Genomic DNA, 25,940 nt, shown 5'->3' on the forward strand with positions numbered 1-25,940 from the left:
AACTGATTAAAAATTAATCAACAATTTGATTAATAGCTTATAGTTAAGATGTATAATTTTTGCATATAAACTATAAGGATAAATAATGAAGAGATTCTATCTTGCTCTATTAGCGTTACCGACATTGGTATTCGCAGAAGATACATTAAGCAGTGGTGATACTGCCTGGATGTTAGTTGCTACGGCTTTTGTAATGTTAATGACACCTGCAGGACTTGCGCTGTTTTACGGTGGACTAACACGAAGTAAAAATGTACTTAATACTATAGGTATGAGTTTAGGTGCTTACGCAGTAGGTACTTTAGTATGGGTTATAGTTGGCTACTCAATCGCGTTTGGTGATGGAGATATTATAGGTACTGGTAAGGTTATGTTATCTGGAATTACATCAAGTTCATTAACTGGTACTATCCCAGAACTTCTGTTTGTTGCATTTCAAGGAACTTTCGCTGCAATAGCTGTAGCAATTGCTAGTGGTTCTATGATAGAGAGAGTTAAATTTTCTACATTTATGATATTTGCAGCTTTATGGATTGTTGCTGTTTATGCACCTGTAACACACTGGGCATGGGGAGGTGGTACGACACTTAACTTTGGTGAGATGGACTTTGCCGGTGGTACAGTTGTTCACTTAAATGCTGGTGTTGCCGGTTTTGTTGTTGCAATGATTCTTGGACGTAGAAAAGATTACGGTAAAGCTGCAATCAAACCTTTTTCTCCTGTATTAGTAGTACTTGGTGCTGCTCTTCTATGGTTCGGTTGGTTCGGTTTCAATGCTGGTTCTGAAGTTGCTGCTGATGGTACTGCTGCATCTGCGTTTCTTGTAACAAATGTTGCTGCATCTCTTGGTGTTATCGGTTGGATAGCTGTTGAGTGGTTAGTATACAAAAAAGCTACTTTAGTTGGTGGTGCTTCTGGTGCTGTTGCAGGTCTTGTTGCTATTACTCCTGCGTCTGGTTCTGCTGGTGTTGAAGGTGCAATTATTATCGGTCTGATTGGTGGTGCTTTAGGTTTTTATGGTGTTGCTAAACTTAAAACAATGTTCAAAGTTGATGACTCTTTAGACGCATTTTGGATTCACGGACTTGTTGGTATATGGGGTTCAGTTGCAACTGCTATATTTATAGCTGACTATGCTATGCCTGAAAACTACAACATGGGTTCTCAGTTAGTATCTCAGTTTAGTGCAATTGGTCTTACAATTGTATATAGTGCTATTGTTACTGCGATTGTATTCTTTATTGCTTCTGCGATTACTGGTGGTGGCAGAGTTGATGAAGAGACTGAAAGCCGTGGTCTTGATGAAACAGTACATGGTGAAAAGGCTATAAACCTATAACACTAAATCTAACTCCCTTTGGGAGTAGAAATTTTTTTAGGTAGTTGCTTAAAACAATAAAAATAGCTAAAATGCTAAAATTAAATTGGAGAGATATTATGAAAAGAGTAGAAGCGGTTATTAAACCATTCAAATTAGAAGATGTTAAAGATGCACTTGCAGAAATCGGGATTACTGGTATGACTGTTAGTGAAGTTAAAGGTTATGGTCGTCAAAAAGGTCATAGTGAACTTTACCGTGGTGCTGAATATGTTGTAGACTTTTTACCAAAGATTAAAATGGAAATGGTAGTAACTGATGAAATGGTTGAACAGGTAACTAGTACTATAGTTGAAGCAGCAAGAACTGGAAAAATTGGTGATGGTAAGATTTTTGTTAGTGATATAGAACAAATTATTCGTATACGTACAGGTGAAACTGATAACGAAGCGGTTTAGTTCAAGCCAAACTGATTAAAATTTAATCAGTTTAAGAAAATACTGCACTTTTTTTAAGATATAATTGCCCCTTTTACTTTCCAAAGGGGTATATATATGTTAGAAGCTGATTTTAAATACATCATCGACACTTTCTTCGCACTGTTTGCAATGGTGCTTATAATCTTCATGGTTCCTGGTTTTGCTATGCTTGAAGCAGGCCTTGTCCGCACAAAAAATGTTACTTCCGTTTTAACTATCAATGTTATGATCTACGCAGTTGCATCTATTGCATTTTTACTTATTGGTTACTCATTGGCATTTGGCTCTTGGGAAAATAACAGTATGAGCATCTGGGCTGCATTTATGTTTCAAATGGCATTCGTAGGTAAAACTATCAATATAATGAGTGGTGGTGTTAGTGAGCGTGTTCGTATATTCCCTTTAGCAATTTTCGCTGTTATCATGGGTGCCTTTATATATCCGGCAATTGTAAATATAAGCTGGGGAGCTGATATGATAGCAGGTACATTCCTTGATATAGACATGCATGATCTTGCAGGTTCTACTGTTATTCACTCAACTGGTGGTTGGGCCCTTTTAGCTGCAATATTAATCATGGGCTCTCGTAAGGGTCGTTATGTAAATGGTAAAATTAGAGTAATCCCTGCTTCTAATATTCCTTTAGTAGTTTTAGGTGCGTTTTTACTATGGATAGGTTGGTTTGGTTTCAATGGTGGTTCTGTTGGCTCAATCTCTAGCATTGAGAATGCTAATCTTGTTGCTAAGACTATCATGAATACAAATACAGCTGGACTTGCTGGTGCACTTATCGCAGGAATACTTATGTATGTGAGATACAAATTATTTGATATCACTATGATCTTAAATGGTGCTTTAGGTGGGCTGGTTGCAGTTACTGCTGGACCTGATTTGTATAATATATATACACCTATTTTGATTGGTGCTATTGGTGGAGCATTAGTCGTCTTTGCAGTTCCTCTTTTTGATAAGCTAGAACTTGATGATCCTGTTGGTGCTCTTTCTGTTCACCTTGTAAATGGCATCTGGGGAACTTTAGCAGTTGGAATCTTTGTAGATAATGTTTCATTTATGGCACAACTTAAAGGTGTTGTAGTTGTTGCAGTATTTGCATTCAGTGTTTCATTTGTTGTATTGTTTCTTATCAACAAGATTACAAGATTTAGAGCAGAAGATGATGCTCAACAAGAAGGTATGGATGTTAACGAGTGTGGTGTTGAAGCATATCCAGAGTTCAAAAGAGCCATATAACCTATAATTTATACTAACTTTTCCAAGCCCAAACATGTTTGGGCTTTTTAATACTTATGTAACACATAATTAGTTATTATCATACCTATGATTAGACACAGCAGCTCATTTTTATTTTCTTTGATATTTCATGGAACTTTGGTACTAATACTATTTTTTACATGGAAAAATATTCCATCGATGAGTAAGGTTGATTGTGAAAATAAAATTTGTGTGCAACTATGTGATGTAATAGTTGAAAAACCAGCTGTAAAACCTGCTCCAAAACCTGCTCCAAAACCAAAACTAAAACCTATTCCTAAAGAACTTACAAAACCAAAATTTAAACCAAAACCAATTGTTAAAAAGATAGAAATAGTAAAAGAAGTGCCTGTAGTTATGCCAGAGCTAATAAAAGAAGAGTCTGTTGTAGAAGTAGTTAAAGAAGAGATAGCAGAAGAAAAGCCTGTTGAAGCAACTCAAATAGTACAAGAGCAAATAATAGAAGAGCAGATAGTTCAAGAAGAGAGTATTGTTGAAGGCTTAGAAGCTAAACAAGTACGACTTGAACAAGAATACATGCAAGAACATATTGCAAAGATAATTCAACTACTCCAAGATAATCTGTATTATCCAAGAAGAGCTAGAAAAAGAGGCACTGTAGGAGAGGTTATGGTTAAGTTTACACTATCTACAGATGCGGTAGCTCATTCTATAAAAGTAGTTTCTTCAAATAGTGAAATACTAAGTCGTGCTGCAATAAAAACTATCGAAGAGCTGTCTGGAAAGTTTCCAAAACCAAGTGAAGTCTTAATCCTTCACGTCCCAATAAACTATAGTCTAAAGATGTAGTTTTAATCTATAGGATTAAAATACTCTCTTGCTGATCCACATCCTGGACATACCCAGTTGTCCGGTAAATCTTCAAAGGCTGTTCCTGCAGGAATCCCTGCTTTTTCATCCCCAATAGCTGGATCATATACCCATCCGCAAAAAACACATTTATACTTTTTCATGTTTAATCCTTTGTAATATTTATTTAGTGTTTGGAATTTTTATTGTGACAGTTGTTTGAGAATTTTGTGATGTCACTTTTATGCTTGCATGCATAGATTCTTTTAGTATGTTAAATGCATTATACAGACCTAATCCTACAGCATTTTTTTCATCTTTTGTACTAACATATGGATCAAATATTCTGTTTATTAAATCTTTATCTATTCCACCTGCATTATCAACAGCTTCGATATATGTATAATCTTTATTTTGTTTTGTAGATATTTTAATAAACTTTTTTATTTCATGAGGTGTTTTTTTAAAAGCTTCAATAGAGTTAGTATAGATGCTAATAAGGATTTTTACTAACTCATTTGGAAAATATAATATGTCTTGCTGATGTTGCAAATCTGTTTCAAGATTAATATGATTTGACTCAAATCTATCTTCTATTAGTTTTATGCTTTTATTTACTGTGTCATTAATATTATTAAGAGAAGTTGACTCTTCAATGTTAGAGATTTGACGAAACTCATCCAGTGTTTTTGAGAGTTCTTGCACTGCATTGTTTATGTTGTTAAGTGATCTGTCTAAATGTTCAGCCGTTAACTCATCAAACTCATAGGCAACAGCTATGTCCATTGTTATAGTACTAATGATTGATAGCGGTTGTCTCCACTGATGAGCTAGCATCTGAACAGTCTCATTAACTGCCAGTAGTCTGTTTTGATTTAAAATAAGAGCGTCTTTGTGAGCATTCATAAACTGACTCTCTATTCTTACTTTTAAGTTGGTCATATTCACTGGTTTGTTTAAATAGTCATTAGCTCCTGCTTCGAAACTTTTACGCAGTGTTTCATCACTAATGTCAGCAGTTATCATTATGATTGGTATATGATTATAGTTTGGAGTTTGGCGAATGGTTCTACATGCTTCAATACCATCTATTTGTGGCATCATTACATCTAAAAGAATCATATCAATATTGTTTTTTTTGAGTATATCATAAGCTTGGAGTGCAGATGTTGCACTAAGGATAGATGTATACCCTTCATCTTCAAGCAGACCTTCTAGAACTAGTATATTAACTTTGTTGTCATCTACTATAAGAATGTTTTTTGAATAAAAATCCACTTGCATAACACTCACCTATTCAGAATTTTATGAACTCATTATACATAAAAAAAAGTTATTTCAAATTAAATATAAATAGTAGTAATAAATGAAATTTTTCATTAGTAACAAAAATGAGTTAAAGAAAAATAATAAGTATCTAAATAGACAGATTTAAAAGTGGTTTTTATTTGAAGTTTATAAGTGAAAGTTGGTGACCCCGAGGAGAATTGAACTCCTGTAACATGGATGAAAACCATGGATCCTAACCGCTAGACGACGGGGCCAACTATTTGTAAAATGGTGTCCTGTGATGGATTCGAACCATCGGCCACATCATTAAAAGTGACGTGCTCTACCAGCTGAGCTAACAAGACAAAAACAAACATCAATGTTTGTGGATGGGAATTATAGACAAATTGTTTTTTGATGTCAAGATATTTCACAAGGAATTATGAAATCTTTTTAAATTTGTAGTAATTACTCATAAAAATAACTTTTTTTGGTAGAATATACATAATGAATTATTATAGTTTTGAGTATCCGTATCTGATTTTTTTACTTATACCAATCATTTATTGTCTATATAAATGTAAAGAGTATATGAAACCTATATATTTTGTGCATCTTCATTTTTTGTCTGCTAAAAAGAATTTTTTAAAGCTAGAATGGATTGTAAAAGTCCTAATATTTATATCTCTTTGTATTGCACTTGCATCTCCGATAGTTGTAGATAAATTAAGCCCAAATAATAGACATGGTAAAGATATAGTACTAGCGATTGATGCAAGTGGTTCCATGAATTCATCAGGGTTTGACTTTGAAGATGAAGTAAGTGATGGTAAAAGACTTAGTCGGTTTGAGATAACAAAAATAATAGCGTCTGAGTTTATACAAAAAAGAATCAGTGATAATGTAGGAGTAGTCTTGTATGGAGACTTTGCTTTTATTGCCTCTCCTATTACATATGAGAAAGAGATAGTGACTCAGATGCTAGGATACTTGACTCAAGGTATGGCTGGACAAAATACGGCGATAGGCGAAGCTATAGCTATGGGTGTCCGCTCATTTAAACACTCTAAGGCAAAAACTAAAGTTATTGTCCTTCTTAGTGATGGTGAACACAACAGTGGAAGCGTCTCACCCAAAGAAGCTACAGAGCTTGCAAAAGAGCAGGGTATTAAAATATATACTATTGCTATGGGGAATAAGGGTGAAGCTGATGAGGCACTGTTAGAGACTATTGCCAAAGATTCAAACGGTGAGTTTTTCAGTGCCAGTTCTGCAAAAGAGTTAAAAAATATCTATGATGAGATTGATAAACTGGAATCTTCAAACATAAAAAGCAGAGAGTATGTCTTAAAAAACTATTTTTATCAGATATTTTTACTTCTTGCATCTGGACTGCTTCTATTTTTACTATACAGAGAGATAAAGAAATGAGTTTTTTATATCCTGAGTATTTTTGGCTTTTTCTATTTTTAGTAGCAGGGTTTATAAAGAAGGATTTTAGAGCTCTGCGTATTGTTGGTCTTGGATACATTGTTACTTTTGTTTTTATAGTTTTAGCTTTGACGCGTCCAGTAGTAGAGCAAGAACCGATAAAAAGTGAACAAGTGTTAAGTGATGTAGTAATAGCAGTTGATCTGTCTTACTCAATGCAAGCTATGGATGTTCCTCCTTCGAGACTTAAAAAAGCAAAAGAGATTTTAAAGAGTCTCATAAAGAGTGAACAAAAGAGTAGATTTGGGATACTTGGCTTTACTACAAATGCAATAATTCTCTCCCCAATGACAGAAGATAGTGAACTCTTGGAGCATCTCTTCAGCTCACTTGATGATAAGCTAATTATTACAAAGGGCAGTAGTATTATGCCGGCCTTAGAGTTAGCTAGAAAAATGTCTCAGTCAAAAAATCTAAGTATGGTCATATTAAGCGATGGAGCAGATGAGATTAGTTATGAAGATGAAGCAAAGTTTGCCAAAAAGAACTATCTTGTTGTAAATGTATTAATGCTTGCAACCAAGACTGGTGGAACTCTGATGCTCGAAAATGGTGAACTTTTAAAAGATGAGACTAACGATATAGTTGTAAGTAGAGAGAACTCTTCTATACAAGAAATCTCAGATGCTACAGGTGGAGTTTATACAAAAAGTTTTGATGACTTAGTAGATGCATTGCAAAATCAAAAGAGTGATGATAAAAAATCTGAGACTACTATCATTAGAAATCTAGAACTATTTTACTACCTTATACTCTTAGCAATAATCTCGTTTTTAGTAAGCATTACGACTCTAAAGAGACATGTAGTGGCTCTTTTACTTATGTTTGGAATTAGCTTAGAAGCAAGTTTGTTGGAGTATTTTGAAGATAAAAACAATCTTGAATTTAAAAAAGCCAGTTCTTACTACAAAAGTGGAGAGTATGAAAAAGCACTAAACTCTTATGAGAGAGTAAAGTCTGCAAATGCTGAGTTTAAATCTGTTGTATTCTATAATATGGGTAATTCACTAGTAAGACTAAAAGAGTTTAAAAAGGCTAGAGAAGCTTACCTAAAGTCACTCACACTTAGTTACTCTAAAGAAGCAGATGAGAACCTATACTACATTAAAGAAGTAAGTGAGCAGATGCAGATGAGTACAGGGCAACAAAAAAGCGATAAGAAATCTTCAATGGCCAAAAAAGAGAACTCTAACAAAAAGAAAAAAGAGGGTGGCAGTTCAAATATGAAAGTAAGTGCCAGTGCCAGCAGCGGTGCTGAAGATAGCGGTAAAAAAACTTCTTCAGAGTCAAAAGTTGATTTGAACTCTGGAAAAGCTAAACTAAGCTCAAAGCAGTATGAACTAATTAATAGAAGGGGAGTTAATGAGAAGCAACCTTGGTAGAATTTTTTTAATAATTTTAATCTTTTTAAGTCTGAATGCTTTTGCATCTACATACAAATGGAGTGTTAAATCAGATAAAGCAGAGGCTATGACAAACGAAGCAATATACTTAAAGTATGTCTGTGAGTATAGCGATGCAGCAGGACTTTATGTAATAGAATTTAACCCGGTAGTTGATAATGAAAAATACTCTATAGAATTGCTTAGCGAGAGTGAGAATATTACAGATGGCAAAAAAATAAATGTTTTTGAGTTTATTGCATTTGTCAAAGTACCTGGAGAGATGAGCTTCATATTTGATACAAGAATGAAAAAAACAAATAAAGACTCTATCCAAAATACTGTTTTAGGTCGTGATAATGCTGATTACGAAGAGTTTTCAACACGTTTTATAAGGCAAGAAGCTATAGTTGTAAATGTTAAACAAAGTAGTAGCGACCTTGTTGGAGAATTTGTTTTAAATGCAAAAAAAGACAAAGAGCAGTTAAAAGCCTTTGAGCCTTACCATCTTGAAATAAGCATAGCCGGAAGTGGAGATTTTAAACTTATAAAGCCTATCTTATTTGAGATAGATGGAGTTAAAATATTTTCTCAAAAAGTGATTCAAGATGTAAAGCTGACAAAAAATGGATATCAAGGTTCATGGAGTCAAAAGTTTGCTTTTGTAGGTGAAAAAGATTTCACAATACCAAAGTTAAGCATAGAATACTTTGATATAAAAGAGAAAAAAGCTAAAGAATTGATAGTAGAAGAGACACAAATAAAAATTACAAAGGCTTACAAAAAAGAAGAACTCTTAGATGTAGAGCAAAAGAGCTTTGAATTCAGTTATAACTTTATTTATTACATCTTAACTTTTATAGCAGGGTTTCTTTTTGCAAAGATAAATTTTAAAAGAGTAAAAAAACTAAACTTCGCAGATTCATCATTTCTTGCAAAAGTTGATAATGCAAAATCTTTTGATGAGTTGATGATAATTTTGGCTTTAAAAGATGCAAGAAAATATGAAAGCTTTATAAGAAAAGTAGAAACAAAAGAGATAAAATCTTTAAAAGAGGCAAAAAAAGCACTGATTAATGAGTAGTTAAATTGTAATTAACTAAAATGGTTTTCAACTAAAAAAGGAAATGTAATGAAAAAGTTAATTCTGTTTTTGATTATCTCTGGAATAGTGCTCTTTTTAGCAGGTTGTGGTGCAGGTGGACCAAAAATAGTAATCCCATCATATACAGCTCCAAAAGAAGCTGCAAAGCTATCTAAAATAGAGACAAAAGATGAGTTTATATCTGATGGTGCATATTTGGCTGTATGGTTAAATCCAGATGTGAAAGATGCAAAAAAGACAAATGCCAAATTAGAGCAGATGCTAATCGACAGTGTGAAAGCAAAGTTTACAGAGACTAACTTTGTGACAATAGACCCACTTGGTGATGAAAAGGGTGTATCACTTAGTATGAGCATCTCTAACTATGATTACAAGAGTAGCGGGTCAAAGATATCGCTAGCACTTGAAGTGACATTTATACTCTCTCGCGGTACTGATGAGTTTTTAGTGAAAAAGTATAGTGATAGAAAAAATCGTCAATCAAGTGACTCTACAAAACTCCCAACTGAAAATGAACTTGCATCTCAGGCAGTTAGTAAGGTTGTGAAATACTTTATCTCAGATATATCTCCTCTTAAAACTAATCAACTCCGCGAGTTCAAATCTCTACCTCAGGAATTAAGTCCAGTAATCGAATATGCGCAGAGAAAAAACTACAAGGGCGCCATAAAACTTATGAATAACTATAAGGGTAAAAAAGATATGAATTATCACTATGACTTAGCTATTCTTTATGAAGCCCAAGCTAGTGTAACCGAAGATCTTAAACTTTTAAAATATGCAGAGTCAAATTATGAAGAAGCTATGGCACTGGGTGGGATTAATGATAAGTTAGTTGTAAGTGCAAAAGCTAGGTTTGATAATTTTTATGAACTGTTAGGAAAAACAAAAAAACAGGATTTTGCAAACCAAGCTCTAAGAAATGACAGAGATTCTATGGCTGGCAGTTCCGATAGTGAGTATAAATAAGTAAAAATATTTAAAAAGGTGGAATGTTGTGGGGAAAATAAATAGTTTAGCTGTAAATGCAGTAGCAGTTGGTCTTTTAGGTTTTAGTATGAGTGGATGCAGTGCTGTGATGGAAGGGGTTCAATCACAGATGGAAGTACCAACACTTGAAAAGCAAGCTAATCGGGTAGCAATTGGTATGACAATAGTACGTGAAAATAATATCATTGCTTTTAAGATGCCAATATCTTCGGATGCAGCTTGGCCAGAACAGGTGGCAGCGGATATTAGTGAAGAAGAAGATAAAATTATTATTGATTTACTAATGCAAGATCCTTATTTCGCCACTATTGAACATACAGATAGAATTCAAAGAGATATGTTAGGCAGCAGTTCTAGTATGAATCAACTTGGTGATTTTGGAGGTTTTGCAGCTGGTATGTTAAACCAAAGAGTGAAGCCTTTAACAAAAAAAGCTATACAAAAACTTATAATTTTATATGGTAAAGATCAAACAAACTGGCCAAATATATTTAGTTTTGACAGTTCACTTTCAAACTTTTTAGCCTTTAAAGATGGAAAAATGAAAGATATTGAAGCTCCTAGAGGTGATGTCTATGCAAGCATAGGTGAAGCTGTTATATCTCTAACTCCGACAAACATGCAAAAAGATTTAAGCGTAGCAAGAATTGAGATGCTTGATAGTTTTGAAAGTGTTGCTTCTATCAAGTCTGAAAAAGGTGAGTTGCAGAGTAAACTAAAATTAGATGAAGCAGATGCAAAGAAAAAAGAAGATGATGAAAAATTTGAATATACTCCATTGAGTGATGAGCAAAAACTTGAGATAGAAAAAGAGATAGCTGTGATTGATACAAGAGAATCAGAGGCAGAGTTAGTTGCAAATGAAAAAGAGGCGATTTATTTTGAGCTCCTTGATCAATCTATTGTTGCTTTAGAAAGTGATATAAACATAGATGATGAGAACTACGTAAAACTTGCAAGAAATATCAATATAGTATCAAATGAAATTCAAACAGGTGCAACTCAGGCTTACACAGCTTTTGGCCTAGCTGCGGCTAACATAGCGTCTAGTGATATATTGCTTAATTTTCCAAAAGAGCTTGAGAGTTTAGCAGTTTGTAAAGCTACCATACCTGCAAAATTAGACGTGAAGTTTAATGAGAGGATTGCAAGACTTGGTAAAAATTCAATATATATATTGCCAAATATATTAATAGGAACTTACTATGCCTATAAACAGTCTAGTCTGGCACAAAAATATGAAGACGTAACAAACATAATTTTACTAGCTCATAAAGCTAAAGTTGAACAAGAGGCTGCTGCTAAAAAAGATGCTGAGGAAGCAGCAGTAAAAGCCAAAAAATCTAAATAAAGGAATAAAGATGAATATCAAAAGAGTTTTAATTTTTTTAACTTTGAGTATTTTAACTACCTGTGCTGCTACTATCTCTTTACCATCAGATACAAACAAATACTTTTACGCAATTGGATATGGTGAAACACTTCGAGATGCCAAGACTGATGCTCTTGCAACTATCAGTGCTAAAATATCTGTAAATGTAGCATCTAACTTTTCTAACTCTGTTACTGCGAATAGACAGAGTGGAAATGAAGATGTTTTATCTACTACAAAAAGTGAAGTAGTAAGTAAAAGTAAAAATATTGAGTATACGGATGTAAAAGTTCAAGAGAGTTTAAATGATGGTAAACAGTGGATAGTGTTGGTTGAAGTTGATAGAGCTATACTGACTGCAACTTACGTGAGAAAGCTTAATGTGGTAGATGCTAAGTTAAAAGCAGAATGGGAAATATACAAAGAAGCTGGTTACTTCGAGAAACTGAAAATTTCTGCTGGTATAAACAAGTACCTAAAAGAAACAGATAGTTTCTTTCCTCTGCTTCATGCGCTAGATTCTGACTATGATGATTCTAAATATAGTTCTAGATATATGAACTATACAAAAGAGATGAGAAAAGCAAAGAGTGAGTTGGTATTTAAGATAATATCAGATAAAAACTCTGAACCTTTGGCTTCACTTATTCGCTCTCAACTAAGCCTAGAGAATGCTACTTTTCATAACAAAAATTATAATGTACTGATCAAGATTACAACAACAGCAAAAACAAGAAAGTATAGATCAACAAATGACAAGTTTGCTAAACTAACTTTTGCACTTAGAGACACTACAATCAAAGCAACAGATAAAGTTGGAAATGTAGTGTCAAATGTTCTTTATAAAACAAAATCAGGTTCATCTGAAGGTTTTGAAGATGCAATTGCAAGAACAGCTAAATATGAAGAGATGATAGCTAAAGAAGGGATTATTTCTTTTATAACCGGTAATTGATTTGATTGAAAAAACAAGCATACTTATTTTGACACATTTAGTCACTATGTAAAACAAATATAATAAAAAGTCATTAGATTAAAGTTAAGTTAAATACTTTTTAACTAAACTAGGTTAAATTTTTTTAAGGGAAGATAAATGAAATTATCACTAAAGCTGTTACTAACAGCATCTGCTGTTGCACTACTGATGAGCGGTTGTGCTCAAAAGGTTAGAATCAAAGCACTAAATCCGGCTGAGGTTGGAGAGATGGCTACAAAGAAAAAAGTTGCGATTAGCGGTTTTAGAAATGATAAACATGGTTTATCTGGTAAAATTGAATCTGAAATATCTAAGCATGAGTTAGATAAAAAAAGATATTTTACTGTTGTTAGCAGAAAAGATTTAGACAAAATTATGGCGGAACAAAAACTTCAGTCATCAGAGTTAATGAATGAAGCTACTGCTACTAAAGTCGGTAAACTAATCGGTGCTCAAGCTGTTATAAATGGAGAGATTGCTTCTGCTACTGCTAGTTCTGGCAGATATACAGAAAATAGAGAAAAATGTCTTAAATATACTAAACAGGGGTGTGCACAATACAGATACTATACTGTTACGTGTAAAACAGTTCAAGCAGAAGTCTCTGCTAATCTTAACATTGTGAATGTAGAGACTGGTTCAATCATCTATGGAGATACTATCAATAAAGAATATAATGGTGATTCTTGTAAAAACAATATTCTTTCTGAAGGTCAAGCTTTAAACAGACTAACATCAGCTATCGCTAACGAGTTTGTATATAAGTTAACTCCTCACTATGTATATTTTAATGTTGCATTACTTGATAAGATAGAATTAAAAGAAGTAACTAAAGAGCAGGAAAAAACTTTTGAAAATTCATTGGCATATATCAAAGCTGGCCGTATGGATAAGGCAGAGACTATGCTTCAGGGACTTCTTGATCAAGTTGATGGAAAATCTTACGTAGTTGCATATGCTTATGGTGTTGTAAATGAAGCACAGGGTAAATTCGATGAAGCTAAAAAGATATACGCTATGGCTGATGGATTGACAGTTGAGCCTGTTGATGAGATAAATTTAGCAGTAACAAGAATTGACAACATGATTGCTAAAAGAGAAGAAGCTAAGAAGCAAATGAATGCTAAGTAAAAATAAACTGTTTAAAAGTTTTTTATTATTAACATCTACAGCTCTAATCTTTAGTGGTTGTGGCGGCAGCAGTTCTGCTGCTACCCCTGCTGCTAAACCAATTCCAAAAGTTATGCCAGCGTGGATAAATGCTCCACTTCCTAATGATAATGAACAATTTATGTATGGAATGAGTATAGCATCTGACAGAGATTCTGCTATAAAAGCGGCACTTAGCGATATGATTGCAAAACTTGGGACTACTATAGAATCTTCTTATGAGAGCAACGAAAAAGTTCAAGGTGCTTATGTAGATTCTACAATCAAAAATCAAATAAAATCTGATGTTTCTAAGATAAAGATAAATAACTATAAAGTTATTCAATCACATAAAGTTAGTTACAGAGAATTTGCTGTTATGATTGAAACAGATAAGCGAAATCTTGTTAAGGGATTAAAAGAAAACCTTGAAGCTGAGAAAAAAAGCATATCTCAAGAGTATGATTCACTTAAAGACAGAGATTCTCTAACTAGGTACAATACTAAAAAAGAGTTGTCTGAGAGAGCAAGCAAGTTATTGTCTGAAGTTCTTATGATCTCAGAGCTAGACAAGAGTTTTAACAAAAAAGAAAACTTAGACTATATAGCTAAAAAACAAAAAGAATTTTTGGCAGAGTCTAAAGAATTAAAGTTTTTTGTTGGTGGTAATGAAAAATCAGCTAAGTTCGCTGATAGTATAAAAAACTACCTTGCGCAAAATGGTTATAACGTTACAAACACTAACAAGAATGCAGTAGAGATAAAAGTTAAGACTACAGATAATATTAATTATGGTAATTCTATGAGTATAGCTGTTTTAACAATAAATGTCAGTGTATTTGACAAGCAACAACGCATTGGCGGTAAGTCAGTTGTAGTTAAAGAGAGATATAACGGCTCAATAGATAGTGTATATAAAAATGCTTCTATTCACTTAGAACAAGATATCAAGTCTCAGGGTATTAACGAAGTTATAGGCATTAATCTTAAAATAGATTAATTGCTCTATACTTCTATTCATGTATAAACAACCTCAAATATATTATATAACTCACGAAAAACTTCAAGATAAAATCTACTTTAAAGAAGCTATATGCTCTGATATGGAGAATAGCTACTATTGGAGTGATGACTGGTCTTTGGAGTTTTACATAGAGTTAGCTCAAGCTGGCTTTATTAGTACTACATACGAGACAAAAGGTGGATTAGTCCTTCTTCCAGAGCTTCAGTATGATTATGCTGTATTAGATTTTAAAGATATACATATTTCAAAAAAAGTAAAAAAATTACTAAAAGAAGATAGTTTCAGTTTTTCTATCAACAGTAGATTTCACGAAGTACTAGAAAATATCTCTACTCAGCATAAATACAACTGGCTAAAAGAAGAGTATTTAGAATTAATCAAAAGCTTATATAATGCAAATAATAAGAAAAAAAACTTTGAAATAATATCTGCAGAAGTAGTTTGCAAAGAAACAGATGAGTTGATAGCCGGTGAAGTGGGTTATATCATAGGAAGTACATATACTAGTTTGAGTGGTTTTAGTTTAAAAGAGAAAAAGTATAATAATTATGGAAATTTGCAACTCGTTTTACTTGCAAAGTATTTAGAAAAATGCAGATTTTCATTTTGGAACTTGGGACACTCTCATATGGAGTATAAGCAAAAGCTAGGATGCAAGACTTATGAGAGAAATGAGTTTTTAAAAAGATGGAATGTAGATAGTAATTCAGCAATCATTAACCACGCTTAGATATACTTACATCAGATTAAATATAAGGTCATTTGCGTATGATTTCTAAGATACAAACGATTAAAAAAGAAGTTTCTAAAGTAGTTGTGGGGCAAGATAGAATGATTGACGGTCTTCTTATTGCACTTTTGTGTGAAGGTCACATCCTTATAGAAGGTGTTCCGGGACTAGCAAAGACTACAACAGTTAATGCACTTGCAAAATCATTAGGGCTAAACTTTAAAAGAGCTCAGTTTACTCCTGACTTATTACCATCAGACATACTTGGTGCAGAGATTTATGATCCTCAAAACAATAGTTTCAAAATAAAAAAAGGTCCTATCTTTACAAACCTTCTTTTAGCAGATGAGATTAACCGTGCTCCAGCAAAGGTACAATCAGCTCTACTTGAAGTTATGCAAGAGCAGCAAGTTACTTTAGGAGACGCAACATTTAAACTTGACCCTCCATTTTTTGTTATGGCAACTCAAAACCCAGTTGAGCAAGAAGGTGTTTATCAGCTTCCAGAAGCTCAACTAGACAGATTTATGCTAAAGATTGTAGTTGATTACAATACAAAAGATGAAGAGCTTGAGATCGCAAGACGCATCTCTAGTGGAAAATTTGAGACTATAGAACCGGTTATAACTCATGAAGATTTAGAAGAGTTAAAAAAAGCTATAAAAGATGTTCATATAGATTCTGAAGTTGAAGAGTACATCATTGAGCTTGTAAATGCAACGAGAAATCCTAGTGACTATGGACTTGAAGAGCTAAAAGACTTTATTCAGTTTGGTGCTTCTCCTCGTGTAAGTATTGATATGTTTAAAGCTGTAAAGGCTATGGCATTTCTCAGAGGCAAAGATTTTGTAACCCCAGTAGATGTTGCATATATTGCAAAAGAGATTATGCGCCACCGCATAGTCTTAACTTATGAAGCTGAGGCTGAAGGTATTACAACTGATGAAATTATTCAAAAAGTTTTAGAAACTGTAGCTATCCCCTAATAGTTGAAAGCCTTTTGTTTCTAAAGGCTTTCAACCCTATTTCTCCCCATCCTTTTTGCTCTATACAAAGCGTCATCTACTCTTTTTAGCAGATTTTCACCTGTGTCTTTTTCATTTATCTCAGATATTCCAAAACTACAAGTTATGTTAAGATTATTCGTAAAATGATATTCCTGAATATATTCTCTAATGTGCTCAGCAAATGAGATAGCAGATTGTAGATCTGTATTTGGCAATAATATAACAAACTCCTCACCACCCCATCTGGCAAATAAGTCAACATCTCTAATATTTGAGCTTATTAAGTTAGACAGAGAAGATAGAATAATGTCTCCAACTTGATGTCCATATGTATCATTTATACTTTTAAAGTAATCAATATCAAGCATAACCAGAGATAAATTTTCTTTATATCTTTTGAATTTTTTTATTTCAATATCTAATATTTGATTGAACTTTGCACGATTGGCAATATTTGTTAACTCATCAATAAATGCTTTTTTCTCTAGTTCCTCTTTCTCTTTAACCATAGTAGTTATTTCAGTAAAAGTACATATTTTATGTCCAGATGCTTGGATTGTTTTTGTTTTTATAAGAAATGATTTAGGAGACATATCCCTGTGATCAATAATTGAAACAATACGTTTTTTGTCATTGTAGTGAGCTATCTCAAGTAACCAGTGGTTGATGCCATGGTTATTTCTAAAGTAAAAATCATTATGTTGAATAAATGCACTCTCTATACATCCGTATCTTTTTATAAACTCTTCTATATTCTTTATTGCAAAAAAATCAAGAAACATTTTGTTTGCAAAAATCATCTCGTATAACTCATCATATACGATTATTATGTTATTTTGAAGATTTGCTATCTCTTCCATTAGATTTTTATTCTTTTGGAACTCTTTTTTTATTTGCAGATTTTTTACTATCTCAACTATTTTGTTTTTTAGTAAGATTTTATCTACAGGTTTTAAAATATATCCACTTAGTTGTAACTCAATAGCCTCCATAAAGTAAGTACTCTCACTATGTGCTGTAGTAATGATAATCGCCTGTTCAGGATTGATTTCTTTAATAGCTTTTGACATATCTATACCTGTCATATTAGGCATCTTAATATCAGTTATAACTATGTCTGGATTACACTCCTTATATAGAGCTAAACCTTCTTCTCCATCTTTTGCCACAAATAATTCTTTTGCATATCTTTCTAAAGCTTTAGAAGTCTCTTTCCTAATACCTTCTTCATCTTCTACATAAAGGATTGTGGAGAAATTGAAATAATTATCCATTGTTAAATCCTAAAATAAATTTTGCACCACTATTGTAGTTTTGAACATTTACAGTGCCTCCAATATTATCTTCAATAATCATCTTAGACATATACAATCCAATTCCCGTACCTTTACCTTGATCTTTAGTTGTAAAGTATGGTTCAAATATTCTGTTAATTACATCCTTTGAAATGCCACCACCATTATCTGAAATTTCTACATATCTATCTCTTAGAACAATATCTATTTTTCCATCTTTGATATTTTTAGATATTATTGCATCTTTAGCATTGTTGATTATATTTAAGATGACTTGTTGAAACTCACTTCTAAAGCCATCAATCTCAAAATCTTTACCGCTTAATGTTATGTTTATATTGTGAGAGTTTAGTTGTGTTGATTGAATAGAGATAGTTGAATTTATAGCTTCTTTTGTGCTGAATCTATCTTTTACTTTATCTATTCTAAAAAAGTTTCTAAAGTCATCTATTGTGTTGCTCATAAATTTTATAGTGTTTTTGTTTTTGCCAATAAATTTATCAATAAATTCTTTATCTATTAAACCATCGCTATAATCATCATCAAGATTTTGTATGCTCATATTTATCTCATTTAAGGGCTGTCTCCATTGATGAGCAATTGCTCCTATCATCTCACCCATAGAAGCTAATTTTGACTGCTCTTGAATGATTTCTAACTGTTTTATATTTTCATTTGTTTTTGTCTCAATAAGATACTCTAGATTCTCGTTAATCTCTTGTAGTTTTTTTGTTTTTTCATCTATTATTGTTTCAAGGTTTTCATTTAGAGCTTTTAGTTTACTTTCGTTCTCTTTATGCAGAGTTATATCAGATATGTTTGCCACAACAAGAACACCGTTTTGTTTATAACTGGAGCCAAAAGAGATGACAATAGGAAAAATAGTTCCATCTTTTTTAATCGCTTGAAGTTCATGTTCTTTACCTAAGATTCCGCATGATTCTCCTGTTTTTAAGTATTTTATAGAAGATATGTTATGTTTGTCTTTATACTCATGAGGAACTATATATGAAAGGTTATGAGTATTTATCATCTCCTCTTTAGTCCAACCAAACATTTGCTCTGCTTTTTTGTTATATGTAGTAATCTTTCCAGTTTCATTTATAGCGATAATAGCATTGTTATTTGATTCAATAACAGCTTTTTCATACTCTTCCTTATTTATTATCTCTTGTGTATTTGCCTCTATCTTTTTTGCCGCTGGTTTAAATATAAAAAATACTTCAAGCAGTAGAACAAATAGAGTAGTTAGCATCAGATAAAATTCATATTGAGCTAATATTTCTAGTTGAGAGTTTGCATATTTTTCATACTCTTTTACAGCTTTATCTAGTTTCATAAGTATAGATTTTGATGAATCACGTGATTGTTTTAGATATTCTTGATTATTAGTTAAAAGCAGGTTTGTAAAGTTTAAAACATATTTGTCAAACTCATCATTAAGCCCTTGTTTATAGTAAATGTCTGATAGTTCTTTAGTAAATACTTTTGTTAGGAGATATTGATGACTGGAACTTATCTCATCAATTGCATCTTTAAGTTCACTTTTTGTAGACTTATTTCTATCTGCAGTATAGTTTATACCAAGAATTACTAGTCGTTGAGAGAGCATTCTTTGTTTACCGCTAATGTTGATTATTTTACCATACTCTTCATTGGAACTAATGACGTTTTTAGTCAGTAAATTGGCGACTATAATAAAAAATGCCACTAATAAAACAGCTGGTATATACCTCTGTGTAATTGATAAATTAAACATATTAAACCATATTATAAAAATTACACTATCTATAGTGCTTTGACTATTCTAGCATCTTTTATGTTATATCTTATTAAGCATAGATTTTAACGAGCAATTATTTTCACTAATCATTAACCCCATTTAGCTATACTCCTAAGAATATTTTTTAATAATTTTCAAAACCGAGATAGCAAAGAATGAGTAAACTGAAAAAAATTCTAGTTCGAGCAAGACGACAGGTCTTTAGTGAAATGGTCGGGAACAATCCCTCTATCTTTCAAGGTGAGGGCTACGACTTTATTGAACTGCGTGAGTATATGGCTGGTGATGATATACGTCATATTGACTGGAATATCACAGCGAAGATGCAAAAACCATTTATTAAAATCTTTCGTGAAGAGAGAGAACTAAATGTCGTTATTGCTACAGTTTTAAATGGAAGCGTACACTTTGGCTCTAAAAAATTCAAACAAGAGACAATAGCTGAGATATCAGCACTTTTAAGTTTTTCAACTTTAAAAAATGGTGACTTATTAAGTTCATATATATTTACAGATAAAATGATTTCAAACTCGAAACCTAGTAAAAAACTTAATCAAATTCAAAAATATGTTTCAGAGATTTTGGATTTTAATGCGATCAATCAAAAAGTTGATTTCAAAGTTATAGCAGATACTCTTTATAAGCGATTGAGAAGAAAGTCACTTATATTAGTAATCGGAGATTTTTTTGAGATTCCAGATTTAAAATTACTGGCAAAAAAGCATGAAGTTGTAGCTGTGATTGTAAGAGACATACTTGAAGAGAAACCACCTGAGATGGGGTTTGCATCTTTGGTTGATCCTGAGAGTGGGGCAGTTTTGGAAGGTGATTTCAACTCTTCGAGTGTAGAGGCTTATGCTAAAAAAGTCGTAGCTCATGATCATGAATTATATAATACTTTTAGAAAGCATCAGATCAGGTTTGCAAAAATATATACTCATAGTGTAGCCAGCGTAGAGCTTCGTAGATTGTTCGAGGGTAGGTAGATGCAAGATAATAATCAGACTTTTGATATTCCACTTCATGATATAAAACCAATAGTAGATATACAAGAGTATTCTCTTTACTACTTTTTAGGAATAAGCTTTTTTGCTCTTTTACTTGTCTTTGGATTAATCTACTTGATATACAGATGGGTTAAAGCTAAAAATGCTTTTAACATAAGAAAAGAGCATTTTGAAGTTATTAACTCACTAAATCTTAGTGATACAAAACAATCAGCATACATACTTACTTCATTAGGGTTTACTTTTAGAGACGATAGCCAAAGACACACTGAGATGTATGATAACCTAGTTCAAAGACTAGAATCATATAAATACAAAAAACAAGTTGATGAATTTGATAGTGAGGTCAAGGGTTATATAGAAGTTTATAAGGGCATGATTGATGTTTGACGGACTTTATTTTGAGTTCCCAAGGTTAGTTTTTATTATCTTCTTTTTTGTAGCTTGTGCGAGCCTATGTAAGATGAAACTGCCATCTATCTACTTTCCTCATACCGGGCAGTTTATGAACAACTCTGTTTCAGCATCTAAGTTACTTTTCTTTTTAAAGTGGCTTGGAATTATAATGCTCATACTGGCTTTAATGTCCCCAGTAAAAGATGAGCCTTATACTCTTGAGCCAAAAGACGGTTATGAGATAGCACTTATCCTAGATGCATCTCAGTCAATGAAAGCTCAAGGCTTTGATGTTACAAACCCTCAGCTTACACGATTTGATGTAGTTAAAGATATAGTCAGTAATTTTATAAAAGAGAGACAAAACGACAATATAGGATTAGTTGTATTTGGAGCTTATTCTTTTATTGCATCTCCACTTACGTATGATGAGAATATTTTAAACAAAATAGTCTCACAACTCTATATCGGAATGGCAGGAAAATATACAGCACTGTTTACTTCTTTAGCTCAAGGTGTAAATCTTTTAAAGATGAGTGAGTCCAAGAGTAAAGTGGGTATTTTGCTTACAGATGGCTTCAGTACACCAGAAGTAGATAAAATCCCATTTGATGTTGCTCTAGACATGGCGATTAAAGAGAAGATAAAAATTTACCCTATTGGCATCGGAATGCCTCATGAGTATAACATAGAAGTTTTGAGGAAAATTGCTGAAAAAACCGGAGGAAAAGCTTTTGGAGCAGCGAGTGCAACTGAACTTAAAGAAGTTTACAAAGAGATAGATGCATTGGAAAAATCAGAGATACAGGCTGAGACTTTTTCATACTTAAGCTACTACTATGTATATCCACTTTTTATATCTTTGTTATCTTTAATGCTATATGTCTATTTTAGAAATAAGAGGGGGCAAGCATGAGTTTTTTACATCCAGAATTTCTATACTATATGCTGCCCCCTCTTTTTATACTATTTGGACTGCTGCTAACTCAAAAAGAGACTCAAGCACATTTCTTTAGTAAAGAAGTGATGGACAAACTTAGAGTAAGTGCAAACACTATGACTCTTCGTGCTAGAAATGCGCTGTTTTTTCTTATCGGATTTTTTATCATAATTGCACTTGGACAACCAGTTATTGATGATGGCAAAGTAGTTGTAAAAGCAAAGAGTGCAGATATTATGATAGCTCTTGATATCTCAGATTCAATGCTTGCCGAGGATGTTTACCCAAATCGCTTAGAACTTGCAAAAGAAAAAGCTCTAACACTGCTGTCTGAAGCTCCAAGTGAACGTGTAGGCATTATGGCTTTTGCTAAAAACTCATATCTTGTCTCACCTCTTAGTTTTGATACAGGTGCGGTTAGTTTTTTACTAAAGCAGCTTGACACTACATCAATAACTCAAAAAGGAACAGACTTCTTGTCTATCTTGGATGTTTTTAACACATCTCAAGAGAATGATGGTGAAAAATATCTTCTCATACTTAGTGACGGTGGAGATTCTAAAGAGTTCTCAAAAGAGATAGAACTTGCTAAAAAGAGTAATATTGTTGTTTTTATATTAGGCGTAGGTACAGTAAAAGGTGCTCCTATTAAACTTGAAAATGGAAGTTTTATAAAGCAACACGGAGAGATACTCGTCTCAAAACTAAATGAAAATATAGCAGATTTGGCGACTAAGAGTGGTGGAGTTTATATTCAAAGTACAACTTCTTCTTCAGATATAAAAACTATGTTAAAAGAGATTAAGGGCATCTCTAAGGCTAAAGAGCTTAAAAGCGAAGAGATACACAAATATATACCACTTTTTTACTATCCTGTAGCTATGGCTCTTTTTCTTTTACTGATTGCTACTAGTTCGATGAGTAAGAGAGTAAGAGTAGAGCTCCCATCATTACTGGCGACCATAGTGCTTGTATTTGCATCTGTAGACTCCAGAGCAGGGGTATTGGACTTTATGGACTTAAGCGAGGCTAAGGATGCTTATAAAGCGGAGGATTATGTAAAGTCAGCAAAACTCTATGAGAAGTATGCCCAGAGTTCCAAAAAAGGAGAGAGTTTTTTTAATGCTGGGAACTCACTCTATAAACAAAAAAAATATAAAGAAGCTGTAGAAGCGTATGAGAGAGCAACTTTTGACAGTAATAGTCTAAGAGCAAAAAACTTCTCCAATATGGGTAATGCTCTTGCAAAATCTCAGAGCTTGCAAAAAGCTGTAGAGTCTTATGAAAAGTCTCTTGAAATAGAAGAAGATAAAGATACTAGAGAGAATTTAGAAGAGGTTAAAAAACTTTTAAAAAAACAAAAACAGCAGTCAAAAGACAGTGATAAGCAAAATGACAAAAAAGATAAAGATAAAGATGACAAGAGCGAGTCCAAAGAATCAAAAGAAGGTGATAAAGACTCAGATAAAAAAGATAAATCTAAAAAAGAAGAAGACAGCTCAAAAAGTAAAAAGTCTGAAGATAAAGATCAAAAATCTGATGATATGAAGTCTAAAAAAGAGAAAGCCTCAGATGCAGAGGATAAAAAAGAGAAAAAGAATGAAAAAGAAAAAAAAGAGCAGTTAGAAAAACTTGATAAAGATGAAGATAAGAATAAATCGGAGTCTCAAAGTAAAGCCCAAAATCTAACTGAAGAAGAAATGAGTGATGCTGAAGAAGCAAAATGGATAGATCAGCTTAATTTACAAAAAAACACTTACCTCTATAAACTCGGTGAGCAAAAACCTATGAAGGAAATGAGTGATGAAAAACCTTGGTAAAATAGTTTTATTTTTACTTTTAGCACAATTATCAGCGACAGCTAGCGTTAAAGCAACAGTAGATGCAACAAGTATAGAAGTTGGGGAGATGGTTACTTACTCTCTGCATCTTTCAGGAGTAGATGTTGATAGACCAACAATTCTCAGCCTTTGCGGTACTGATGTGATTTCAACAAGCTCACAAACATCAATAGAGATGATAAATGGGGACATAACTAGAAAGAACATACTTAGCTATAAGTTTATGCCACAAAAGAGTTGTGTAATTGAGCCTATTGAAGTAACGATTGACTCAAAGGTTGAAAAGAGTAATTCTGTTGAAATAAAAGTAGGCGAGATAGTTGCAAATAAAGATGCAGATTTTATTTTGACACTTGAAACTCCTACAAAAGAAGTTTATGTTGGGGAGCCATTTGAAGTGACCCTTCTTTTTAAACAAAAAAGCGATGCAGAGGCCGTTGATAGTAAGTTTATTCCACCTGAGTTAAAAGGTTTTTGGATCAAGGGTGAATCACAACCACAAAGAAGTCAGGATGGAAAATACTCAGTTTCAAAAGTAATCTATACGATGGCAGCTCAAAGAGTTGGAAAACTAGATATATCTAAAGCACAGATACGTATAGCGTCTAGAGCTCATGTTCGTGATAGTTGGGGCTCATGGATACCAAAGATTAAGTGGAGAACTTATTACTCAAATGAGCTAAATATAGATGTAAAAGCTCTTCCTGGTGGTGTGGATCTTGTGGGTAATTTTAGCATCAATGCAACTGCGGATAAATCTGAGATAAACCCCAGTGAAGCTTTAAACATTACTATAGAAGTACTGGGAAATGGCAACTTGGAAGATATAAAAAGTTTTAAACCATATATAGACGGAGTAAATATTTTTGATGAGAAGATAGTTGTAAATGGAAATAAACTGACTCAAAAGATGGCATTTGTAGCAGAGAGTGACTTTGTTGTAGCGCCGTTTGTTTTAAAGTATTTTGACCCTATTACAAAAGAGATAAAAACAGTCTCAACCAATGAAATAAGTATAAAAGTAAAAAATGCGAAACCAAAAGAAGAGTTAACTATTAAAAGAGAAGAAGTAGAGCCAAAAGAAGTTGTTCAAACAGTAAACTTTTCAATCTCTAATCTTTGGATTGCAATAATCTTTATTGTTGGTTTAGCATCTGGAGTATTAATAATGCTTCTGAAACCTTGGACGATTTTAAAGAAAGAAAAAAATATTTCAATAAAAGATCCTAAAACACTTTTAATTAAATTGTTTCCATATAGAAATGATGAAGAAGTTCAAATAATTATAGATATTTTAGAAAAAAATATCTACTCAGATGCTAAGATAGAGATTGATAAGAAGCTTCTAAAAGAGATTATTAAAAAATATAATCTACTCTAAGATATCGTGAAGTTTATAGCCATCGTTCATGGTTTTATTGACTTCACTCCACTCATCGTTCTCAATGCTTTTCTTTAGCATTGAAAGTTCGCCTTCAAATACTTCTATTGCTTCAAGAAGATTTGATTTGTTTTGTCTAAAGATGTCTTCCCACATATTTGGTGAACTTTTCGCGAGTCTGCTCATAGAACGAAAACCACCGGCAGCCAAAGCTAAAATATTATGTTTATTCTCTTGTTTCATTACTGTGTTCGCAATTGAGTAAGAGATAGCGTGCGGCATGTGCGATATGAAAGCAGCATGACGATCATGTTCGTTTGATCCCATAAAGTATTTTCTCATTCCAAGAGCTTTAAATATCTTTCTACTAACTTCTTGTTGGAACTTTCCACTATCTTCTAAATCACATAGAACAACTACCTGATCTTTATAAAGACCTTCTATAGCCGCTTTAGGACCAAAGTACTCTGTTCCAGTCATAGGATGTGCTGCAATAAAGTTTTTTCTGATTGCTGGCGGAACCGAAGAGACTATTATGGACTTAGTACTTCCTAAGTCTATAATAGTTGTATTCTCATCTATGTCTGTTAAATTTTTAAGTACAGCTATTACTCCATCAACAGGAATAGCTAAAAAGATGACATCATATTTTTTCACTTCTTCAAAATCTACTATTTCACTAACCAAATTAAGCTCTAGAGCTTGTTCCTGGTGCTCTTTATTGTGGTCACTTCCAACTATCTTATCGATAAAATCTAATTTTTTTAGACTAAGAGCCAACGAGCCACCCATAAGTCCAAGTCCAACTATTGCTACATTCATATTATTCTTTTATATTTAGTTTTCAAATTATGTCACAATTTACTTAACATTAACCTCATAACGGGTAAAATCTTTTCTTATTTTATAACTATGGAATTTTA

At 32.9% G+C, this 25,940-nt stretch carries 24 protein-coding genes and 2 tRNA genes; 19 read left to right on the forward strand and 7 right to left on the reverse strand.

Features of this window, described 5'->3' with window-relative positions:
* The first annotated feature begins 85 nt into the window (after positions 1-85).
* From SMGD1_RS10700 to SMGD1_RS10715, 4 genes are all read left to right on the forward strand, one after another.
* The gene (locus SMGD1_RS10700; protein ID WP_008335657.1) at positions 86-1,339 is read left to right on the forward strand and encodes an ammonium transporter; all 1,254 of its coding nucleotides are present in this window, start codon (positions 86-88) and stop codon (positions 1,337-1,339) included.
* 98 nt (positions 1,340-1,437) lie between these two features.
* The gene (locus tag SMGD1_RS10705) at positions 1,438-1,776 is read left to right on the forward strand and encodes a P-II family nitrogen regulator (RefSeq protein ID WP_008341336.1); all 339 of its coding nucleotides are present in this window, start codon (positions 1,438-1,440) and stop codon (positions 1,774-1,776) included.
* Between the two features lie 96 nt (positions 1,777-1,872).
* The gene (locus SMGD1_RS10710; RefSeq protein ID WP_008341337.1) at positions 1,873-3,048 is read left to right on the forward strand and encodes an ammonium transporter; all 1,176 of its coding nucleotides are present in this window, start codon (positions 1,873-1,875) and stop codon (positions 3,046-3,048) included.
* A gap of 87 nt (positions 3,049-3,135) precedes the next feature.
* Positions 3,136-3,879, forward strand: a complete 744-nt coding sequence (locus SMGD1_RS10715) for an energy transducer TonB (protein ID WP_241761477.1) — start codon at positions 3,136-3,138, stop codon at positions 3,877-3,879.
* A 2-nt stretch (positions 3,880-3,881) separates the two neighbouring features.
* Here SMGD1_RS10715 and SMGD1_RS10720 read toward each other — a convergent pair whose 3' ends face one another.
* From SMGD1_RS10720 to SMGD1_RS10735, 4 genes are all read right to left on the reverse strand, one after another.
* Positions 3,882-4,043 carry a rubredoxin gene (locus SMGD1_RS10720; protein ID WP_008339388.1) on the reverse strand — a complete coding sequence of 54 codons (162 nt, stop codon included), beginning with the start codon at positions 4,041-4,043 and terminating at the stop codon, positions 3,882-3,884.
* 19 nt (positions 4,044-4,062) lie between these two features.
* Positions 4,063-5,163: a hybrid sensor histidine kinase/response regulator gene (locus tag SMGD1_RS10725; protein ID WP_008339439.1), complete on the reverse strand. Its 1,101-nt coding sequence runs from the start codon at positions 5,161-5,163 to the stop codon at positions 4,063-4,065.
* Positions 5,164-5,348: 185 nt separating this feature from the next.
* Positions 5,349-5,423 (reverse strand) — tRNA-Glu (locus SMGD1_RS10730).
* A 14-nt stretch (positions 5,424-5,437) separates the two neighbouring features.
* Positions 5,438-5,513, reverse strand: a tRNA-Lys gene (locus SMGD1_RS10735).
* Between the two features lie 226 nt (positions 5,514-5,739).
* Between SMGD1_RS10735 and SMGD1_RS10740 the strand changes: the two genes are divergently transcribed.
* The 10 genes from SMGD1_RS10740 (at position 5,740) to SMGD1_RS10785 (ending at position 16,353) form a co-directional block, all read left to right on the forward strand.
* A complete protein-coding gene (locus SMGD1_RS10740) occupies positions 5,740-6,579 on the forward strand; it encodes a VWA domain-containing protein (protein WP_008339504.1) in 840 nt (279 codons plus the stop codon).
* Positions 6,576-8,021 (forward strand): VWA domain-containing protein, encoded by a 1,446-nt coding sequence (locus SMGD1_RS10745; protein ID WP_008339269.1) that lies wholly within the window; start codon positions 6,576-6,578, stop codon positions 8,019-8,021. Before SMGD1_RS10740 ends, SMGD1_RS10745 begins: the two co-directional genes overlap by 4 nt.
* Positions 8,002-9,105: a BatD family protein gene (locus SMGD1_RS10750; RefSeq protein ID WP_008339426.1), complete on the forward strand. Its 1,104-nt coding sequence runs from the start codon at positions 8,002-8,004 to the stop codon at positions 9,103-9,105. Before SMGD1_RS10745 ends, SMGD1_RS10750 begins: the two co-directional genes overlap by 20 nt.
* 48 nt (positions 9,106-9,153) lie before the next feature.
* Positions 9,154-10,095, forward strand: a complete 942-nt coding sequence (locus SMGD1_RS10755; RefSeq protein WP_008339252.1) for an LptM family lipoprotein — start codon at positions 9,154-9,156, stop codon at positions 10,093-10,095.
* 28 nt (positions 10,096-10,123) lie between these two features.
* Entirely contained in the window at positions 10,124-11,467 is a 1,344-nt protein-coding gene (locus SMGD1_RS10760; RefSeq protein ID WP_008339410.1) for a hypothetical protein, read from the forward strand.
* Between the two features lie 10 nt (positions 11,468-11,477).
* A complete protein-coding gene (locus SMGD1_RS10765; RefSeq protein ID WP_008339271.1) occupies positions 11,478-12,443 on the forward strand; it encodes an LPP20 family lipoprotein in 966 nt (321 codons plus the stop codon).
* A gap of 138 nt (positions 12,444-12,581) precedes the next feature.
* The gene (locus SMGD1_RS10770) at positions 12,582-13,595 is read left to right on the forward strand and encodes a CsgG/HfaB family protein (protein WP_008341341.1); all 1,014 of its coding nucleotides are present in this window, start codon (positions 12,582-12,584) and stop codon (positions 13,593-13,595) included.
* A complete protein-coding gene (locus SMGD1_RS10775) occupies positions 13,585-14,613 on the forward strand; it encodes an LPP20 family lipoprotein (RefSeq protein ID WP_008339382.1) in 1,029 nt (342 codons plus the stop codon). Before SMGD1_RS10770 ends, SMGD1_RS10775 begins: the two co-directional genes overlap by 11 nt.
* Before the next feature lie 19 nt (positions 14,614-14,632).
* Entirely contained in the window at positions 14,633-15,367 is a 735-nt protein-coding gene (locus tag SMGD1_RS10780) for a GNAT family protein (RefSeq protein ID WP_008339475.1), read from the forward strand.
* 38 nt (positions 15,368-15,405) lie between these two features.
* Complete coding sequence (locus tag SMGD1_RS10785; protein WP_008339428.1) at positions 15,406-16,353, forward strand: AAA family ATPase; 948 nt, start codon at positions 15,406-15,408, stop codon at positions 16,351-16,353.
* Positions 16,354-16,373: 20 nt separating this feature from the next.
* On the opposite strand, the gene SMGD1_RS10790 is transcribed toward SMGD1_RS10785, so the two are convergent.
* On the reverse strand, positions 16,374-17,648 hold the full coding sequence (locus SMGD1_RS10790; RefSeq protein ID WP_008339265.1) for a diguanylate cyclase: 1,275 nt from the start codon (positions 17,646-17,648) through the stop codon (positions 16,374-16,376).
* A complete protein-coding gene (locus SMGD1_RS10795) occupies positions 17,641-19,428 on the reverse strand; it encodes an ATP-binding protein (protein WP_008339433.1) in 1,788 nt (595 codons plus the stop codon). Before SMGD1_RS10795 ends, SMGD1_RS10790 begins: the two co-directional genes overlap by 8 nt.
* 179 nt (positions 19,429-19,607) lie before the next feature.
* Between SMGD1_RS10795 and SMGD1_RS10800 the strand changes: the two genes are divergently transcribed.
* The 5 genes from SMGD1_RS10800 to SMGD1_RS10820 are packed head-to-tail and all read left to right on the forward strand — an operon-like array spanning position 19,608 to position 25,017.
* Positions 19,608-20,438 (forward strand): DUF58 domain-containing protein, encoded by an 831-nt coding sequence (locus SMGD1_RS10800; RefSeq protein ID WP_241761478.1) that lies wholly within the window; start codon positions 19,608-19,610, stop codon positions 20,436-20,438.
* Positions 20,439-20,849, forward strand: a complete 411-nt coding sequence (locus SMGD1_RS10805; RefSeq protein ID WP_039920245.1) for a hypothetical protein — start codon at positions 20,439-20,441, stop codon at positions 20,847-20,849.
* Positions 20,842-21,771: a VWA domain-containing protein gene (locus SMGD1_RS10810; protein ID WP_008339211.1), complete on the forward strand. Its 930-nt coding sequence runs from the start codon at positions 20,842-20,844 to the stop codon at positions 21,769-21,771. Before SMGD1_RS10805 ends, SMGD1_RS10810 begins: the two co-directional genes overlap by 8 nt.
* Positions 21,768-23,615, forward strand: coding sequence for a VWA domain-containing protein (locus tag SMGD1_RS10815; RefSeq protein WP_008339436.1), 1,848 nt, complete (start codon positions 21,768-21,770; stop codon positions 23,613-23,615). Before SMGD1_RS10810 ends, SMGD1_RS10815 begins: the two co-directional genes overlap by 4 nt.
* The gene (locus SMGD1_RS10820; protein ID WP_008339300.1) at positions 23,599-25,017 is read left to right on the forward strand and encodes a BatD family protein; all 1,419 of its coding nucleotides are present in this window, start codon (positions 23,599-23,601) and stop codon (positions 25,015-25,017) included. Before SMGD1_RS10815 ends, SMGD1_RS10820 begins: the two co-directional genes overlap by 17 nt.
* On the opposite strand, the gene SMGD1_RS10825 is transcribed toward SMGD1_RS10820, so the two are convergent.
* Positions 25,009-25,839, reverse strand: a complete 831-nt coding sequence (locus SMGD1_RS10825; RefSeq protein WP_008341345.1) for a prephenate dehydrogenase — start codon at positions 25,837-25,839, stop codon at positions 25,009-25,011. The two genes, SMGD1_RS10820 and SMGD1_RS10825, sit on opposite strands and share 9 nt — an antisense overlap.
* Positions 25,840-25,940: the final 101 nt, after the last annotated feature.

The organism is Sulfurimonas gotlandica GD1 (assembly GCF_000242915.1).
GTDB classification, from domain to species: Bacteria; Campylobacterota; Campylobacteria; order Campylobacterales; family Sulfurimonadaceae; genus Sulfurimonas; species Sulfurimonas gotlandica.